This window comes from Roseobacter sp. (genome assembly GCF_039970775.1).
Taxonomy (GTDB): Bacteria; Pseudomonadota; Alphaproteobacteria; order Rhodobacterales; family Rhodobacteraceae; genus Roseobacter.
This window is the reverse complement of sequence record NZ_JBDVLG010000063.1, coordinates 168135-185502: the sequence shown is the minus strand read 5'-3', so window position 1 is coordinate 185502 and position 17368 is coordinate 168135. Positions and strand designations below refer to the sequence as shown.

The 17368-nt window shown below is 57.4% G+C and carries 19 protein-coding genes; 15 read left to right on the top strand and 4 right to left on the bottom strand.

All coding sequences use genetic code 11. The annotated features are described in order from the left end of the window. Positions 1-80: 80 nt before the first annotated feature. From ABJH13_RS17230 to ABJH13_RS17210, 5 genes are all read left to right on the top strand, one after another. Positions 81-1928 carry an ABC transporter ATP-binding protein gene (locus ABJH13_RS17230; protein WP_348407448.1) on the top strand — a complete coding sequence of 616 codons (1848 nt, stop codon included), beginning with the start codon at positions 81-83 and terminating at the stop codon, positions 1926-1928. Then, the gene (locus ABJH13_RS17225) at positions 1925-3757 is read left to right on the top strand and encodes an ABC transporter ATP-binding protein (protein ID WP_348407447.1); all 1833 of its coding nucleotides are present in this window, start codon (positions 1925-1927) and stop codon (positions 3755-3757) included. The genes ABJH13_RS17230 and ABJH13_RS17225 overlap by 4 nt, the downstream gene beginning before the upstream one ends. A gap of 39 nt (positions 3758-3796) precedes the next feature. Next, positions 3797-5026 carry a class I SAM-dependent RNA methyltransferase gene (locus tag ABJH13_RS17220; protein WP_348407446.1) on the top strand — a complete coding sequence of 410 codons (1230 nt, stop codon included), beginning with the start codon at positions 3797-3799 and terminating at the stop codon, positions 5024-5026. Between the two features lie 17 nt (positions 5027-5043). Next, entirely contained in the window at positions 5044-5823 is a 780-nt protein-coding gene (locus ABJH13_RS17215; RefSeq protein WP_348407445.1) for an ion transporter, read from the top strand. 86 nt (positions 5824-5909) lie between these two features. Beyond that, positions 5910-6410 carry a L,D-transpeptidase family protein gene (locus tag ABJH13_RS17210; RefSeq protein ID WP_348407444.1) on the top strand — a complete coding sequence of 167 codons (501 nt, stop codon included), beginning with the start codon at positions 5910-5912 and terminating at the stop codon, positions 6408-6410. Positions 6411-6413: 3 nt separating this feature from the next. Here the strand turns inward: ABJH13_RS17210 and ABJH13_RS17205 are convergent, their stop codons facing one another. Next, positions 6414-6941 carry a CAP domain-containing protein gene (locus ABJH13_RS17205; protein WP_348407443.1) on the bottom strand — a complete coding sequence of 176 codons (528 nt, stop codon included), beginning with the start codon at positions 6939-6941 and terminating at the stop codon, positions 6414-6416. 167 nt (positions 6942-7108) lie between these two features. On the opposite strand from ABJH13_RS17205, the gene ABJH13_RS17200 reads away from it, so the two are divergent. Both ABJH13_RS17200 and ABJH13_RS17195 read left to right on the top strand, forming a co-directional pair. Further along, positions 7109-7720: a L,D-transpeptidase gene (locus tag ABJH13_RS17200; RefSeq protein ID WP_348407442.1), complete on the top strand. Its 612-nt coding sequence runs from the start codon at positions 7109-7111 to the stop codon at positions 7718-7720. 140 nt (positions 7721-7860) lie between these two features. Further along, on the top strand, positions 7861-8037 hold the full coding sequence (locus tag ABJH13_RS17195; RefSeq protein WP_348407441.1) for a hypothetical protein: 177 nt from the start codon (positions 7861-7863) through the stop codon (positions 8035-8037). Positions 8038-8105: 68 nt separating this feature from the next. Here ABJH13_RS17195 and hemH read toward each other — a convergent pair whose 3' ends face one another. Further along, positions 8106-9176, bottom strand: a complete 1071-nt coding sequence (gene hemH / locus ABJH13_RS17190; protein WP_348407440.1) for a ferrochelatase — start codon at positions 9174-9176, stop codon at positions 8106-8108. Positions 9177-9232: 56 nt separating this feature from the next. Continuing rightward, the gene (locus ABJH13_RS17185; RefSeq protein ID WP_348407439.1) at positions 9233-9865 is read right to left on the bottom strand and encodes a methyltransferase domain-containing protein; all 633 of its coding nucleotides are present in this window, start codon (positions 9863-9865) and stop codon (positions 9233-9235) included. A 269-nt stretch (positions 9866-10134) separates the two neighbouring features. On the opposite strand from ABJH13_RS17185, the gene ABJH13_RS17180 reads away from it, so the two are divergent. Genes ABJH13_RS17180 through ABJH13_RS17165 form a run of 4 tightly spaced genes read left to right on the top strand, consistent with a single transcriptional unit; the run spans position 10135 to position 12358 of the window. Continuing rightward, positions 10135-10791 (top strand): ComF family protein, encoded by a 657-nt coding sequence (locus tag ABJH13_RS17180; protein ID WP_348407438.1) that lies wholly within the window; start codon positions 10135-10137, stop codon positions 10789-10791. 36 nt (positions 10792-10827) lie between these two features. Continuing rightward, positions 10828-11085 carry a glutaredoxin 3 gene (gene grxC, locus ABJH13_RS17175; protein WP_348407437.1) on the top strand — a complete coding sequence of 86 codons (258 nt, stop codon included), beginning with the start codon at positions 10828-10830 and terminating at the stop codon, positions 11083-11085. Next, positions 11085-11915 carry a carbon-nitrogen hydrolase family protein gene (locus tag ABJH13_RS17170; protein ID WP_348407436.1) on the top strand — a complete coding sequence of 277 codons (831 nt, stop codon included), beginning with the start codon at positions 11085-11087 and terminating at the stop codon, positions 11913-11915. Before grxC ends, ABJH13_RS17170 begins: the two co-directional genes overlap by 1 nt. Further along, on the top strand, positions 11915-12358 hold the full coding sequence (locus ABJH13_RS17165) for a MarR family winged helix-turn-helix transcriptional regulator (protein WP_348407435.1): 444 nt from the start codon (positions 11915-11917) through the stop codon (positions 12356-12358). Before ABJH13_RS17170 ends, ABJH13_RS17165 begins: the two co-directional genes overlap by 1 nt. On the opposite strand, the gene ubiG is transcribed toward ABJH13_RS17165, so the two are convergent. Beyond that, a complete protein-coding gene (gene ubiG / locus ABJH13_RS17160; protein WP_348407434.1) occupies positions 12355-13101 on the bottom strand; it encodes a bifunctional 2-polyprenyl-6-hydroxyphenol methylase/3-demethylubiquinol 3-O-methyltransferase UbiG in 747 nt (248 codons plus the stop codon). The genes ABJH13_RS17165 and ubiG overlap by 4 nt on opposite strands. A gap of 48 nt (positions 13102-13149) precedes the next feature. Between ubiG and pip the strand changes: the two genes are divergently transcribed. The 4 genes from pip to nusA all read left to right on the top strand — a co-directional run bounded on the left by pip (position 13150) and on the right by nusA (position 17358). After that, positions 13150-14121, top strand: a complete 972-nt coding sequence (pip, locus tag ABJH13_RS17155; RefSeq protein WP_348407433.1) for a prolyl aminopeptidase — start codon at positions 13150-13152, stop codon at positions 14119-14121. Beyond that, positions 14118-15014: an ABC transporter substrate-binding protein gene (locus ABJH13_RS17150; RefSeq protein WP_348407432.1), complete on the top strand. Its 897-nt coding sequence runs from the start codon at positions 14118-14120 to the stop codon at positions 15012-15014. The genes pip and ABJH13_RS17150 overlap by 4 nt, the downstream gene beginning before the upstream one ends. A gap of 133 nt (positions 15015-15147) precedes the next feature. Continuing rightward, positions 15148-15738, top strand: coding sequence for a ribosome maturation factor RimP (gene rimP / locus ABJH13_RS17145; protein WP_348407431.1), 591 nt, complete (start codon positions 15148-15150; stop codon positions 15736-15738). Beyond that, positions 15739-17358: a transcription termination factor NusA gene (gene nusA, locus ABJH13_RS17140; RefSeq protein ID WP_348407430.1), complete on the top strand. Its 1620-nt coding sequence runs from the start codon at positions 15739-15741 to the stop codon at positions 17356-17358. It begins immediately after the preceding gene. Positions 17359-17368 lie beyond the last annotated feature (10 nt).

Sequence of the window (17368 nt, the reverse complement as noted above, 5' to 3'; positions counted from 1 at the left end):
TGAATTTGCCATAAACCGTTACCCGATGGCCTGCACCGCAGCGCCTGATCATTTCGCATATTCGACCAAAGGCCCCCGCCATGTTCCGCTTTTTCGAACGTCTTGTTGACCCCTATTGCGCCTATCCCGAAACAAATCACCCACCCCAGCGGCTCTGGCCGTTTATGTTGCAATACGCACAGCCCTTTAAACGCGTGTTTATTCTGGCAGGCGTCATGTCGGTTGTTGTCGCTGCAGTCGAGATTTGGCTGATCTTTTACATGGGGCGGGTCGTTGACCTGATGGATGGCGACCCGCACATGATGTGGGCGCAATACGGCACCGAATTGATCCTTGTGGCGCTGTTTATCCTGATCATGCGGCCGCTGTTTCAGGCACTTGATGTGGCGTTGCTGAACAACGCGATCTTGCCGAATTTTGGCACGATGATCCGCTGGCGGGCGCACAGACAGGTGTTGCGGCAATCCGTAGGGTGGTTCGAAAACGACTTTGCCGGGCGCGTGGCCAACCGCATTATGCAGACGCCCCCCGCCGCGGGCGAGGTCGTCTTTCAGGTGTTTGACGCGATCTCGTTTTCGTTGGCGTACTTGTTGGGTGCGGCGATCTTGCTGTCGTCGTCTGACCCCCGGTTGTTGATCCCACTGCTGGTGTGGTTTGCGCTTTATGGTCTGTTGTTGCGCTGGACGATCAAGCGCGTGGGCCCCGCGTCGCAGGCGGCCTCAAACGCGCGGTCGGTGGTTACCGGCCGTGTGGTGGATGCCTATACCAACATCCATTCCGTCAAGATGTTTGCGCATCATGACCAAGAGCTCGACTATGCCAAAGAGGCCATCGAAGACACCCGCACAACCTTTCAGTCCGAGATGCGGATTTTCACCGTCATGGACGTGACGTTGGTGTTTCTGAACGGGTTGCTGATCATTGGTGTGGTCGGTTGGGGGTTGGTCTTGTGGATGCAGGGCACGGCCAGCGTCGGCGTTGTCGCGGCAGCCACGGCGCTGACGTTGCGGTTGAATGCAATGACCGGATGGATCATGTGGGCGCTGACCACGTTTTTCCGCGAATTGGGCGTGGTGGCCGAAGGCATGGAAACCATCGCGCAGCCGATTACCCTGACTGATACCGCAGATGCCACCCCTCTGGCATTGACCGACGGTACCATTGAAATCAACGGGCTATCGCATCACTATGGGCGGGGCGCCGGGGGGCTGGAAAATGTCACCCTGACGATCCGGCGCGGCGAAAAGATCGGGCTGGTCGGGCGGTCAGGCGCGGGTAAATCCACGTTGGTCAAGCTGCTGTTGCGGTTCTACGACCCTGAAAGTGGTCAAATTTTAATCGACGGGCAAGATATCACGCAGGTGCAACAAGACAGCCTGCGTCTGGCGATTGGCATGGTGCAACAGGACAGTTCGTTGTTGCACCGATCGGTGCGCGACAACCTGCGTTATGGCCGTGCCGAGGCCAGCGATGATGCCATTTACGCAGCCGCGCGGCAGGCACAGGCCCATGATTTCATCCTTGATTTACAGGACCCACAAGGCCGGCGCGGGTATGATGCGCAGGTGGGTGAACGGGGCGTGAAGCTGTCTGGCGGGCAACGGCAACGGGTCACTTTGGCGCGTGTTATCTTAAAGGACGCGCCGATTTTGCTGTTGGACGAAGCCACCAGCGCCCTAGACAGCGAGGTCGAAGCCGCGATTCAAGACACGCTTTATGGCATGATGGAGGGCAAAACCGTGATCGCCATTGCGCACCGGCTCTCGACCATTGCGCAAATGGACCGTATCTTGGTGCTTGATCGCGGGCAGGTCGTGCAAGACGGCACCCACGACGCGCTTTTGGCGCAGGGCGGACTCTACGCAGATTTTTGGGCCCGGCAGTCGGGCGGATTTCTGGCCACCGAAAACACCGAGGATACACCTTGAATATATCGAATTGGATCAACGCCTTTCGCCCCGCCGAAGGGCCACCGCCCCAGACATTGGGTGCTTTTTTCCGGTGGTGTTTGTCGGGGGCGTGGCCCGCGTTGGTGTTGGCTGCGGTTTTGTCGGCAGCCGCAGGCGCGATGGAAGCAGTGACGGCGTTGATCTTGGGTCATGTCATTGATGCGACGTCTTCTGCCGGGCCTGATGGGGTCTTTGATGGCGCAAATGCTGCGTTGATTTTGGGGTCGATCGCGTTTTTCTTGATCGCCCGCCCGTTGTTTTTTGGCCTGTCTGCATCGGCCAATGCGATCATCGTGCAGCCCAATGTGAACCCGTTGGTGTTGTCGCGGCTCCATCGGTGGACGCTGGGCCAGACGGTTGGGTTTTTTGACGATGATTTCGCCGGACGTATCGCGCAAAAGCAAATGCAAACGGCGCGCGCGGTGACGGACGTGGTGTCAGAGGTGATCAACGTGGTCGCTTTTGCACTGGCGTCGCTGGCGGGGTCGGTTTTGTTGCTGTTGGCCATCGACTGGCGCGTCGCACTGGGGTTCGGCGTTTGGTTGGTCGGCTATTTCGCGATGATCAACTGGTTCTTGCCGCGCATTCGCGAACGGTCGGCGGGGCGTGCCGCCGCGCGGGCGATGGTGTCGGGTCAAGTGGTTGATACAATCACGAATATCAAGACGGTCAAGCTGTTTTCCCACGCGGATCACGAAGACCAAGCCGCGTTGGATTCCATGCAAAGGTTCCGCACGCGCGCCGTGAATTTCGGCTATCTGGCCGCAGGCTTCCGGTTTGTATTGATGACCATGGCCGGGATTTTGCCGGTGGTCTTGATGGGCGGCACGGTTATGTTGTGGCAGGCGGGGCAGGCCACGCAGGGCGATATCGTGGCCGCAGGGGCCGTGGCGATCCGCATTGCGCAGATGACCGGCTGGGTCAGTTTTACCCTGATGCAGATCTATTCCAACATCGGCGAGATTGAAGACGGCATGCGCACGCTGACCCCCCGCAACCGGGTCGAAGACGGCGCCGATGCACCCCCCTTGCAGGTCACCTCTGGGCAGATCGAACTGCGCGGTTTGGGGTTCAGCTATGGGCGCGAAACTGGTGGCGTGCATGACGTAAACCTGACGATGAAACCCGGCGAAAAACTGGGGCTTGTCGGGGCGTCGGGGGTGGGCAAATCGACTCTCGTGGCCCTGTTGCTGCGGCTTTATGATTCCGAAAAAGGCGTGATCGAAATTGATGGTCAAGACATTACCGAGGTCACGCAGGATAGTTTGCGCCACAATATCGGGATGGTCACGCAGGAAACGGCGATGTTCAACCGGTCGGCGCGCGATAACATTTTATATGGCCGCCCAGATGCCAGCGACGATGATCTGATCGCGGCCGCTCGCAAAGCCGAAGCGCATGAGTTCATCCTTAATCTGGTCGATCACGAAGGGCGCACCGGATATGACGCGCACCTTGGCGAACGCGGTGTGAAGCTGTCGGGTGGGCAACGCCAGCGGATTGCGCTGGCCCGGGCGATCCTTAAGGACGCGCCCATATTGATCTTGGACGAAGCAACGAGCGCGCTCGACAGTGAGGTCGAGGCGTCAATCCAGGCGGCTCTTGACCGGGTCATGCAGGGCAAAACCGTGCTGGCCATCGCGCATCGTCTCTCGACCCTGACTGAAATGGACCGGATCATTGTGATGGACGGAGGCCAGATCGTTGAAGATGGCAGCCATACTGACCTGTTGGAGAAACGGGGACTTTATGCGCAATACTGGGACAGACAATCGGGTGGGTTCATTCGGACGCAAGCCGCAGAATAGGGGCTTTTGTCTGCGTGCGTCCTCCCGTACTGCAACGGTATGACAGACATATTGATCAAACATTTGGGTATGCAGGGGGATGGCGTCGCCGACGGCCCTCTTTTTGCGCCGCTGACATTGCCGGGCGAAACCGTCACAGGCCGGGTCGACGGGGCCAAACTATGCGACGTGAAGGTGGTGCAGCCATCTGACCGCCGCGTCGCCGCGCCCTGCCGCCATTTTAAATCTTGCGGTGGCTGCCAGTTGCAGCATGCGGATGATGAATTTGTAGCAGATTGGAAGGTTGATCTGGTGCGCCGGGCGATCGCCGCCCACGGATTAGAGACTGTTTTTAGGCCCATCGAAACATCGCCACCCCAATCCCGCAGGCGCGCGGGTTTTGCTGCGCGGCGGACAAAAAAGGGCGCTTTGGCCGGGTTTCATGGGCGGGCATCAGACACGATTATCCCGGTTCCCGATTGCACATTGATCGATCCCGATCTGCGCAATGGCCCAAAGATCGCCGAAGCCTTGGCCATGATCGGGGCCAGCCGCAAGGCGGCGCTGTCGGTGATGGTCACGGCTACCAAAACCGGCTTGGATGTCGCTGTCACCAATGGCAAACCGCTGGATGGGCCGTTGCGGCAACAATTGCCGATGATTTGCACGCAATTCGGTCTGGCGCGCTTGTCGTGGGACGATGAGATCATCGCGATGGAAAACCCACCAACGCACGGGTTTGATAGCATAGATGTCGCCCCGCCGCCCGGTGCGTTTTTGCAAGCCACCGCCCATGGCGAGGCCGCGTTGCTGCGCGCGGTGCGTGAAATTACCGGCGATGCGGCCAAGGTGGTTGATCTGTTCGCGGGGTGCGGCACATTTGCGTTGCCACTGGCGCGGGATGCCGAAGTGCATGCGGTTGAAGGTGACGCCGATATGATCGCGGCTCTTGATCAGGGCTGGCGCCGGGCGCCGGGCCTCAAAACCGTCACTGCGGTCGCACGCGACTTGTTTCGTCGCCCGTTGATGTCCGATGAATTGCGCCATGCGCAGGCGGTCGTTCTGGACCCACCCCGCGCGGGTGCCGAAGCGCAGGTGGCAGAGCTGTGCCAGTCGAACGTTGCGCGTATCGCCTATGTTTCGTGTAATCCGGTGAGCTTTGCGCGGGATGCAAAAACGCTTGTGGATGCGGGCTTTACCCTGAATTGGATCCAAGTCGTGGATCAGTTTCGTTGGGCCGCACATGTGGAACTGGTGGCCAGCTTTACGCCATCTGATACGCGCACATAACCCGTGGGAGGCCAGACATGACATTGCGGAAAAAACTAGACATTTGGCTGGACCAGCCTTGGGTTACGACCACGGTTATGGTGGTGATTATCTTTAACGCCATTCTGTTGGGGCTGGAAACATCCACCACAGTCATGGCGCAGATGGGCCCGGTGATCGTCGCGTTGGATGTGGCCTGTCTGGGATTTTTCATCGCTGAAATCTTGCTGAAAATCGTTGCGCGGGGTGGGCGGTTTTTCAAAAACGGCTGGAACCTGTTTGATTTTGCCATCGTGGCCGCGGCGCTTGTGCCCGGATCGCAAACCATGTCGGTGCTGCGGGCGCTGCGCATTTTGCGCGTGTTGCGCGTTATTTCGGTGGCACCACGATTGCGCCGCGTGGTCGAAGGGTTTGTGACCGCACTGCCGGGCATGGCCAGCGTGTTCCTGCTGATGGCGATCATTTTCTATATCGGTGCGGTGATCGCAACCAAGCTCTTTGGGGCCAGTTTCCCCGAATGGTTTGGATCACTGGCGTCGAGCGGGTACACGTTGTTCCAGATTATGACCTTGGAAAGCTGGTCGATGGGGATCGTGCGCCCGGTGATGGAAATATACCCCTACGCGTGGGCGTTTTTCGTGCCTTTCATCATGATCACGACCTTTGCGGTGGTGAATTTGTTGGTGGGTTTGATCGTGAATTCGATGCAAGATGCCCACCAAGAAGAGGCGGGCGCCGTGACCGATGCCTACCGAGATGAGGTGTTGAACCGGTTGATCGCGATCGAAAAGCAGCTTGCGGATAAATCGGATACTTAACAAATTTGTGAAGTGGTTTAACCAATTCTCCATGGTAGCCGTGACACAAGAGCAGAACGTCGAAAAGACATACAGGACAGCATAAAATGCGTCGCAGAGAATTAATACTCACGTCCACCGCCGCGATGGTGTTGGCGGGATGTGCCGGTGGGTCGAAATTCCGCCGGTACGACGGCCCCGAAGTCACGTTTGTGGTGGTCAACAAAGGGCAGCGGCGGATGCATTTGCTGCACAATGATACCGTGTTGAAAAGCTACGATATTCAGCTTGGGTTCGCGCCGATTGGTGACAAAGAGATCGAGGGCGACGGGAAGACCCCAGAAGGGGTGTACCGCATCGACCGCCGCAATCCGAATTCGCGATTTCACCTGTCGTTGGGCATCAACTACCCCAACGTAAATGATGTCGCTGCGGCCAAGGCGCTGGGTCAATCACCGGGCGGTGATATCTTTATTCACGGCCAGAAAAATCCCTTTAAGCTGTCGTCAGGGGATTGGACGTGGGGCTGTATTGCAGTCACCAACGAAGAAATCGAAGAAATCTACGCGATGGTTGCCAATGACACGTTGATCGCCATCAACCCGTGATTTTTACACGGGGGCAGGCACGACAGCCGGCGCCCCGGTGACCATCGTCCACCAGATTTTACCGTTGTCTTCCTGAAACCACGCAAACCCCATTTGCGTCGCATCTGCCGATAAAATCACCCGGCGCGTGTCGGGTTGTTCCATCCAGGCCGCCAGCGTTTCCAGCTCTGATTCGTAGGTTTCAGAGATGTTTTCGCCAATCAATGTGCCCCCGTATCCAACGCGCTGAACCCGGTCGATGGGCGAAGAGCCGTCAGATCCAAAATGCCAAGGGCGGTTTTGAATGGACATGTCGCGCGAATGCGTTGCGGCGGCGGCATTCAGATTGGCGTCAAACACAAGGGGTGCCTGACCCGAGGCATTGCGCAAGGCGTTAACCGAATCCAGCATCCGGAACTGGACTTTGTCGACATCACCGCGGCCAATTCGATAGACACCGCCGTTGCTTGACCCGTCAAATGTTCCGGTACTTTGCCCGCAGGCCGCCAAAGTTACGCCCAATGCGAAAAAAATGGATATCAAACGGATCATTTCGTACTCCTAAAACGTTAACCCAACGCATACCGCGCAATGCGTTGCATTTCAAACGCACATCAGCGTCCTTGGCGAGGATGACAAGTGTTTGATTTGCGACCGCGACTTTCGCGCAATAAACTGCGCAGCAATTCTACCCGACCACTTAGCCATGGAGGCCGTCGATGTCTGATCAACGCTTTTTGAAACCCAGCCGCCGGTCGTTTTTGGCCGGGAGCGCCGCGATGGTGGCCGCGCCCGCCGTTGCCCAAGATACGACGTCTGTCAATTCGGCGGACACCACGCAGGGAGAACGCGACCTGACCGAGTCGGTGCAGCGGAATATCTCTAGTTTCCGGGCGCTTGATTGGCAGCCTTATTTCTCTGACCTCAAGAATGGCGCCGTTTTGGTCGATATCGACAGCCGCGCGTTACACTATTGGGCCGAGGATGAGAGCTTTTACAAGCTTTACCCGTCCAGTGTGCCGCTGACAGAAGAGCTAACGCGCCGTGGTCGTACCAAAATCGTGCGCAAGGTCGAAGGCCCCAGCTGGCGGCCGACCCCATCCATGCTGGAACGCAACCCCGAGTGGCCTGCATTTATCGGCCCCGGCCCGGATAACCCAATGGGAACACACGCGCTTTACCTGAGCTGGACATACTACCGTATCCACGGCACGCACGACACCCGCAAAATCGGGCGGCAGTCCTCTAATGGGTGTGTTGGGCTGTACAACGAGCACATCGCAGAGCTGTTTGAATTGACTAAAGTTGGCACGCAAGTGTTGCTAATTTGACGACATCAAACCGGATATGTGAGGCTCTTTGGGAAACAAGTTTACAAACATCATCTTATGATGTTTTACCGGCACTCACGAGGTTAGTTTTAGGTGCGTGCCGCCACATTGTGTCGCACGCCTTTTCTGGAGGTTATGATATGAAGAAACTCGTTCTCGCCGCTGCACTGACAGCCGCCGCTTCGACAGCATACGCCGGTTCGCTGGCCGAGCCAGTTGTTGAACCAGTGGTCATCGTAGAAGAAGCAGAAGGTTCGTCCACAGGCGTACTGCTGCCAATCCTGCTGCTGCTGATTGTTGCTGCTGCCGTTTCCTAATCGGAACTCGGTTCTACTTATTAAAAAGGCGGTGCCCAGTGCGCCGCCTTTTTTCGTTTCATCAAGGATTAGCCTGTCCAACCAACAATATTCTCATCGATAATATTTGAGAGCGCTGTAATGTGGGCATCATCATCATTGAGACACGGGATATAGGTAAAATGCTGGCCGCCGGCCTCTTCAAAGCTCTCCTTGATCTCTTCGTTGATCTCTTCGAGCGTCTCGATGCAATCGGCCGAAAACGCAGGTGCACAGACCGCGATGTTCTTTTTGCCAGCCTCGGCCAACCGCGCGACCTCTTCGACGGTATAGGGCTGTAGCCATTCTTCAGGGCCGAACTTAGACTGGAACGTCGTCGTGATTTCGGTGTCTTCCCAACCCAGACGTTCCTTCAACAGCCGCGTCGTTTTCTGACATTGGCAATGATACGGATCGCCCTCCATCAGGTAGCGAATGGGCACACCGTGATAGGAACAGACCAAAATATCGGGCTTTTTGTCCATCATCCCGTAGGCGCGTTCGATTGATTGCGCCAAGGCGTCGATGTAATCGGTACGGTCAAAATACGGATCAACGGTGCGGGTCGTTGGTTGCCATTTTTCATAGGTCAACGCCCGGAAAAATTCATCATTGGCGGTGGCGGATGTTGCTCCAGCGTATTGCGGATACAGTGGGAAAAACAGGATCTTACGGCATCCGGCGGCGGTCATTTCGGCCACTTTGGAGCGGGTGGATGGGTTGCCATACCGCATGCAATAATCGACCATCACGTCATCCCCGTGACGCTGCTGCATCTCGGCTTTGATCTTGATGGTTTGCGCCTTGGTGATGGTCATCAAGGGGCTTTCGTTGGCCTCTTCGTTCCAGATCGACTTATACGCGGCCCCGCTGGAAAACGGGCGCTTGCTGAGGATGATCAACTGCAACAGCGGCTGCCAGATCCACGGGCTGTAATCGATCACCCGGCGGTCTGATAGAAACTCGTTCAGATAGCGCCGCATCGACCAATAGTCGTAGTTGTCCGGCGTGCCGAGATTGGCAAGCAGGATCCCCACCTTGGGCTTGGTGATCGCGGGATGATCGTCTTTGGCGTGCGGTGGGCGAACGGCCAGGGGCGCAGAGTCGCTGCTGTCCAGCATCTTGGGTGTCCTTGTGAAGCAAAGTTGTGCCTGAGATAGACGGTTTTACGCGCGGGTCAATCGCGCAGCGGGGTTTCTGGTACGGCCAATGCATCTGCAAGGCGGTGTTTGGCAGAGCCGGGCCGTAAGGGTTTTTGTTGGCTGTCGTCGGGTGCCCAGCCGGTCAGGAACACCAGTTCGAATGTCGCAGAGATACGGCCTTCGGCGGTGGCGTAATGGTCAGAATAAAGCCGGGCGGTTTCTTCGAAAATTTGCCGTTTGGTGGGATGACGCTGCCGGGCGGCCAGCGCGTTGTTTTCGCCCAAGGCACGCAGATCGTGCATCAGGTGCCAAGCATCACGGTATTCCGCGGTTAGGTTCAGGCTGTCTGCCACAGGCAAGGCCAGCCCCGCCCGTTGCAGCAATGCGCCCAAATCGCGAATCTCTCCCATTGGGGCGACGCGGGGCGACATGCCGCCGGTGATCGCGGCCTCTGCCTGACCCAAACAGGCGCGCAGTTCTTGCAAGGTTTGCCCGCCCAGCGTCGCCATGATCAACATGCCATCGGGTTTTAGCGCCCTGCGACATTGGATAATTTGTCCCACTGGGTCGTTGGCCCAATGCAGCCCCATCGCGTGTATAACAAGGTCGTGCTGGCCCTTTTGCAGGGGCAAAACATCGCCATCGGCGCATATTTCAGCGCTGGGCATTCGGGGCGTCCAAAGATTTGGAAAAGGCGTCACGACCGCCGACGAATTAAACGCCCTGTTAACCATGGAGAGGCGATCTTGGACCTCGTCGGCTGCCGCCTCTTGCAAAAAGAACGTTTTGGCCTGCGCACGGTGCTGCTGCAGGGCGGTGACATCAGTTAATATTCTTGGGTCATTCATATGGGGGAAATAGGACGGTGGCGTTGAATTTTCAAACGGCAGTTTCAGCAATTTATCCGCCGCGCTGTCTGGGGTGCGGTGGAAAAGTCATGAGCGACTTTGGCCTGTGCGGCACATGTTGGCGTGATACGTTGTTTATTGGTGGTGCTGTGTGCGATTGTTGCGGCACGCCATTGCCCGGTCAGGATGAGGGCGAAAATTTGACCTGCGATGACTGCATGCGCACGCCGCGCCCCTGGACCCGCGGGCGATCTGCGTTGGTGTATAAGGGGAATGGCCGCAATTTGGTGTTGGCGCTGAAACACGGCGACCGTCAAGAGATCGCAAAACCCGCAGGGCAATGGATGGCCCAAGCTATTGCCGATTTTCCAAAAGAAAACATGATTGTAGCACCCGTACCTCTGCATTGGACCCGCATGGTCAAACGTCGGTATAATCAATCGGCGTTGTTGGCGCAGGCATTGGCGAAACATACGGGGCTGCCGGTGTGCCCGGATCTGTTGCAACGCCCCACCAGAACCGCCCCGTTGGAGGGAATGACCCGCGAGGTTCGGTTTTCATCGGTCAAGGGGGCCATTGCGATCCACCCGCGACGGCGGCACCGATTGGTGTCCCGTCCGGTTTTGTTGGTGGATGACGTCCTGACGTCTGGTGCGACCCTTGCAGTGGCCGCGGATGCCTGTCTTGCTGCGGGATCAGGCCCTGTTTACGTCGTAACACTAGCGCGGGCGGTCAAGGATGCTTAGATACCTTCGTGATACAAGACACAGCAAGGAACGAAGATGCAAACTGTCGATATTTATACCTCGCCTCTGTGCGGTTTCTGTCATGCGGCCAAACGTCTGCTAGACCAAAAGGGCGTTTCCTTTTCTGAGGTAAACGTTCTGAGCAACCCAGACCGCAAGCCCGAGATGATCAAACGTGCCAATGGCGGGCGCACAGTGCCGCAGATCTTCGTGGGCGATATCCATGTTGGCGGGTGTGATGATCTGTACGCACTGGAACGCGCAGGTAAACTCGACGCATTGCTCGCGGCTTGATGAAAACCGCGCTGCTGCAATTGAACGTGTCGGATGACCCGGCGGCCAATCTTGCGGTGACCTTGGCCTACGTGCGCGAGGCCGCCGAAGCGGGGGCGGAATTTATTCTGACCCCCGAGGTCACGAATTGCATTTCGACCAGCCGGGTCCATCAAAACAGCGTTTTGCAGCACGAAGACGACGACATCACCCTTGCCGCTTTGCGCGGCGAGGCAAAGATGCACGGTATCTGGCTGTTGATCGGATCGTTGGCGTTAAAAACCGCCGACGCGGACGGGCGGTTTGCCAACCGGTGTTTCCTGATTGGGCCGGATGGCACGATTGTTGCGCGCTACGATAAAATCCACATGTTCGACGTGGATGTCAGCCCCGAAGAAACCTGGCGCGAATCAGAAGGATACCGTCCGGGCGCGCAGGCTGTTGTGGCTACGGCGCCTTTTGCACCGATCGGTTTGACGATCTGCTACGATTTGCGGTTTCCGAAATTGCACGCGGCCTTGGCCAATGCCGGGGCGCAAATTTTGACGGTTCCGGCGGCGTTTTCGCCGGTCACTGGTGCTGCACATTGGCACGCGTTATTGCGCGCACGCGCCATTGAAACAGGGTGTTTTGTACTGGCGCCTGCCCAAACCGGCGAACACGCAAGTGCCCACCACAAGACCCGCCGAACCTATGGCCATTCCTTGGTTGTCGCCCCTTGGGGAGAGATCCAAATGGACGCAGGTGTCGCGCCGGGCGTTTACATGACAGACCTCGATATGGGAGAAGTGTCAAAGGCGCGGGGCCGTGTCCCCAGTCTTGAAAACGCACGACCATTCGATGGACCTTAATGAACGACGACCGAAACTCTTTGGCGATTGCACTTTTTAGTGAGGTATTGGCCGCGGACCAGATGGTGCGCGCCCGGCTGAGCAAGGTGTTGCCTAAGGGTATGGAGATCTCTCATTTTTCGGTGCTGAACCACCTTGCAGGCGCGCAGGTTGAACGAACGCCCGCGCAGTTGGCTGAAACATTTCACGTCACGCGCGGCGCTATGACCAACACGCTGAGCAAATTGGAATGGGCGGGGTACGTGCATATCCGCCCCGATTGGGACGACGCGCGGCGCAAGATGATCGCGATTAGCCCTGCAGGCCGGCAGGCGCGCGACCATGCGGTGGGCGCGTTGACCCCGCTTATCAACCAGGTGGTTGAAAAATTGGGCGACACCAAAGTCCGCGAGGCCCTGCCGATCTTGCGCGAGATGCGTCGCCAATTGGGCAGCGAAGTTTAGGCCCGCTTTACGCTGGCGGTCACGTAGTTCACGCTTAGATCCCGATCCGACAGCCGCCAAGACCACGCAACCGGGTTAAACACAAACCCCTTGCGATCCACCGGATCAAGGCCCGCATTTTGCAGCAAATCATATAGTTCATCCGGTGTGATGAATTTCGTCCAGTCGTGGGTGCCTTTGGGCAGCCAGCGCATGACGTGTTCGGCGCCAATGATCGCCACAACGTAGGATTTTGGATTGCGGTTCAACGTCGAACAAATATGCAGCCCGCCGGGTTTCAACAGCATGCGACAGGCCACCAGATAATCGATGGGGGACGCAACATGTTCAACGACCTCCATATTGAGCACCGCATCGAATTGTTCGCCCGCGTCGGCCATGTCTTCGGCGGTGGTGTGGCGGTAGTCGATCTTTAGCCCGGATTGTTCGGCATGAATTTGCGCCACGGGGATGTTCCGCTCGGCGGCATCGGCACCAACGACATCGGCCCCCAACCGCGCCATCGGTTCGGCCAACAGCCCGCCGCCGCACCCAATATCGAGAATCCGCAGTCCCTTGAACGGCTCTGGCGCCGTCAGATCGCGGTCAAATTCAGCAGCAATCTGGGAAGTGATATAATCCAACCGGCACGGGTTCAGCATGTGTAACGGTTTGAATTTACCGTTTTCATCCCACCAATCGGCCGCCATCGCCTCAAATTTTGCGATTTCAGATGGGTCAACTGTGGTTTGGGGCGCTTGCATTCTGGTCTCCATATGATCAAGTGCAGTTTCGTATTATATAGGCCTGTAATGGACAAATACCCGGACCAAAAGCGCGCAGTCCAATATCTGTATCCGCCGGTTGATCCGTTTGATCAACGGATGCTTGATGTTGGCCAAGGCCACAAGGTGTACGTAGAGCAATGCGGCAATCCGCAGGGCATCCCTGTTGTGGTGCTGCACGGCGGTCCGGGCGGTGGGTGCAGCTCTGCGATGCGGCGGTATTTTGACCCAGACGTGTACCGCGTGATTCTGTTTGATCAACGCGGTTGCGGACGGTCGCGGCCTCATGCCAGCGTGACGCACAACACCACGTGGCATTTGGTTGATGACATCGAACTGATCCGCCGCGAACTGGGCGTTGATCAATGGATCGTCTTTGGCGGCAGCTGGGGTGCGACGCTAGCGTTGGTCTATGCGCAGGCGCATCCCGACCACGTGCGTCATATCGTCTTACGCGGTGTATTTTTGATGACCCGCACCGAATTGGATTGGTTCTACGGTGGTGGAGCCGGTAAATTCTGGCCCGAGGTTTGGGCGCGGTTTGTGGCGCTGGTACCCGAAGACGAACGCGGCGACCTGATCCAAGCCTACCATCGGCGGCTGTTTTCGGGCGATATCAGTATTGAAACCCGGTTTGCCAAAGCATGGTCTGCCTGGGAAAATGCGCTGGCGTCGATCCAATCCACCGGGTCCATGGGCGACAGCCCTGGCGACTATGCACGCGCCTTTGCCCGGTTGGAAAACCATTATTTCATCAACGCAGGTTTTCTGGAATTTGACGGCCAGATTTTGGCACATGTCGGGCGTATTGCGCATATCCCTGGCGTGATCGTACAGGGCCGGTACGATATGATTTGCCCCCCCGACAGTGCATATGCCTTGGCGCAAAGCTGGGACAATTGCGATTTGAAGATGGTGCGCCATGCGGGGCACGCGTTGTCAGAGCCGGGCATCAGCGCAGAATTGGTGCGCACCATGGATAGGATCGCAGGCAAGTGAGCCGCGCGTCCCGACATATCGAACGACGCGCGCTTTTTGCGTCGGGTGCGGCGGCGGCGTTGCTGGCGGCCACCGGTGTGTCGGCGGGGCCATCGCCGGTGCGGGGTGGTCGTTTGCGCATGGCATTGTCGGGCGCTGCCCGCACAGACCAGTTCGATTCGCGGCTGAAGATGGGCGTGTTCATGCAGGTCGCGATGGCTGGGTTGGTGTTTGATACCCTGACCGAGGTTGCAGCCGACGGCACGTTGCGTGGTGAGCTTGCGACGGCGTGGCAGGGCAGCGCCGATGCCCGAAGCTGGACATTTGACCTGCGCCGCGCTGTGCAGTTCCACAATGGGGCGCATTTTACGGCGCGCGATGTCGCGGCGTCACTTGAAATGCATCGCGCGGGGCTGCTGACGGATCTCGACAGGATCGAGACCATCAATGATACCCAATTGCGCATACATCTAAAATTACCGGATTCCGATTTTCCTTACCGTCTGTCCGATGCGCGGCTGGTGATCTATCCTGCTGATGATGTCGAACAGGCGATGCGGGATGGCATCGGCACCGGGGTATACCGCCTGCACCGGTTTTTGCCCGGCCGGCAGGTGATTGGCCAGCGGGTTGACCGGCACTACAAAGACGGCACGGCCGGGTGGTTTGATACGGTGGAATTGGTGTCTATCCCGTCGGATCTGGTGCGGATCGAGGCCTTGCAGGACGGGTTTGTTGATGTGGCGGACGTGTCAGGCACGGATTTGTCGCAGGGGTTGGCAGGGTTCGCATTGCTGCCCGATGCGCGCCATGCCAGCACTGCCGCGCATGAGAAGCTGCGCATGCCGTTGGCTGTGGGTACCCGCGCACCATTGGATAATTTCCGCGCAGCCGAGCGTTGGTGGATGGGCTGACGCGATCAGGGGTTGCAGACTCGCCGCGCTGAGCGTATATCGACTTCAACAGCGGTGCGTTCGGGTCCAAACCAAACGCTCCACCGATACTTGTTACGGGCCGCGCGCCCGTTTTTTTATGCCTGAAAGTCCGATGACAAACGATCTGATTGCAAAAGCTGCCATTGACCGCCGCATGGCCGAGATCATCACCCCGGTGATCGAGGACTTGGGGTTTGAACTGGTGCGCGTGCGCCTGATGTCTGGCAAATCGACGATTCTACAGATCATGGCCGACAAGCCTGATGGTGGTATCGAGGTCGACGATTGCGCCCAGATCAGCCAAGCCGTCAGCGCCATTTTGGATGTCGAAGACCCGATCTTGGATGAATACACACTAGAAGTGTCGAGCCCCGGTATCGACCGTCCATTGACGCGGATCAAAGACTTCGAGATGTTTGAAGGCTACGAGGTCAAGATCGAAACAGGCGATATGATCGACGGTCGCCGTCGCTTTAAGGGCGAATTGGCCGGTGTTGAAGGCGATGAAATTTTGCTCAACGTGACTGAGGGCACGATTGGTTTGAAATTTGATTGGCTGAGCGATGCCAAGCTGGTGCTGACCGACGATCTGATCAAGGAAATGCTACGTCAACGCAAAGCCGCAGGCGCGATTGACGAGACGAAATTTGACGAAATATCCGACGAGACTGATACGGATGTTTCTGCTGAGGGAGAAATCTAGATGGCAATCACATCCGCAAACCAGCTTGAGCTGCTGCAGACCGCCGAGGCGGTTGCGCGCGAAAAGATGATCGACCCGGGTTTGGTGGTCGACGCGATGGAAGAATCGCTCGCGCGGGCGGCCAAATCTCGTTACGGCGCAGAAATGGACATCCGCGTGTCGATTGACCGCAAAACCGGCAAGGCGACGTTCACCCGTGTGCGGACGGTTGTCGACGAAGAAGAGCTTGAAAACTATCAGGCTGAATTCACCGTCGAGCAAGCCAAGCAGTACATGGCCAACCCCGAGGTTGGGCAGGAATTCATCGAAGAAGTCCCCCCGGTTGAAATGGGCCGCATCGCCGCGCAATCCGCCAAGCAGGTGATCTTGCAAAAGGTGCGCGAAGCCGAACGCGACCGTCAGTACGAGGAATTCAAAGACCGCGCAGGCACGATCATCAACGGGTTGGTCAAGCGCGAAGAATACGGCAACGTCATTGTTGACGTGGGCGCGGGCGAAGCGATTTTGCGCCGCAATGAAAAGATCGGCCGCGAAAGCTACCGCCCCAATGACCGTATTCGTGTGTACATCAAAGACGTGCGTCGCGAGCAACGCGGCCCGCAGATTTTCCTGAGCCGTACAGCGCCAGAATTCATGGCCGAACTGTTCAAGATGGAAGTGCCCGAAATTTATGACGGCATCATCGAGATCAAAGCCGTAGCCCGCGACCCCGGTAGCCGCGCCAAGATTGCGGTGATCTCTTATGACGGGTCGATTGACCCCGTGGGTGCCTGCGTTGGTATGCGTGGTAGCCGTGTTCAGGCCGTTGTGAACGAACTGCAGGGCGAAAAAATCGACATCATCCCGTGGAACGAAGATCAGCCGACGTTCTTGGTGAACGCGTTGCAACCTGCAGAGGTCAGCAAGGTTGTTTTGGATGAAGAAGCCGGCAAGATCGAAGTTGTGGTGCCCGAAGAGCAGCTGAGCTTGGCGATTGGTCGCCGTGGTCAGAACGTCCGTTTGGCCAGCCAGCTGACTGCGCTGGACATCGACATCATGACCGAAGAGCAAGAAAGCGCGCGCCGTCAGGCCGAATTTGAACTGCGCACCAAGTTGTTCGTGGATAATTTGGACCTCGATGAGTTCTTTGCGCAGCTGCTGGTGTCGGAAGGGTTCTCGAACCTTGAAGAAGTCGCCTACGTCGAACTTGACGAGCTGTTGGTCATTGATGGTGTGGACGAAGGCACCGCAGGTGAGCTGCAGGCCCGTGCCCGTGACGTGATTGAGGCGCAGAATAAAGCAGCCCTTGAAAGTGCCCGTAGCTTGGGTGTCGAGGATAGCTTGGTCGAATTTGAAGGTCTGACCCCTCAAATGATCGAAGCGCTGGCCAAGGACGATGTTAAAACGCTCGAAGATTTCGCAACCTGCGCGGATTGGGAATTGGCGGGTGGCTGGACCACTGCCAACGGTGAGCGTGTTAAGGATGATGGGGTGCTAGAGCCCTTTGATGTCTCGCTTGAAGATGCACAGGATATGATTATGACCGCACGCATTATGCTGGGTTGGGTTGATCCGGCCGATTTGGAACCAGAAGCCGAAGACGAGCAAGACGACGCAACCGTCGAGGAGGCCGAGGCCTGATCGCAGGCCT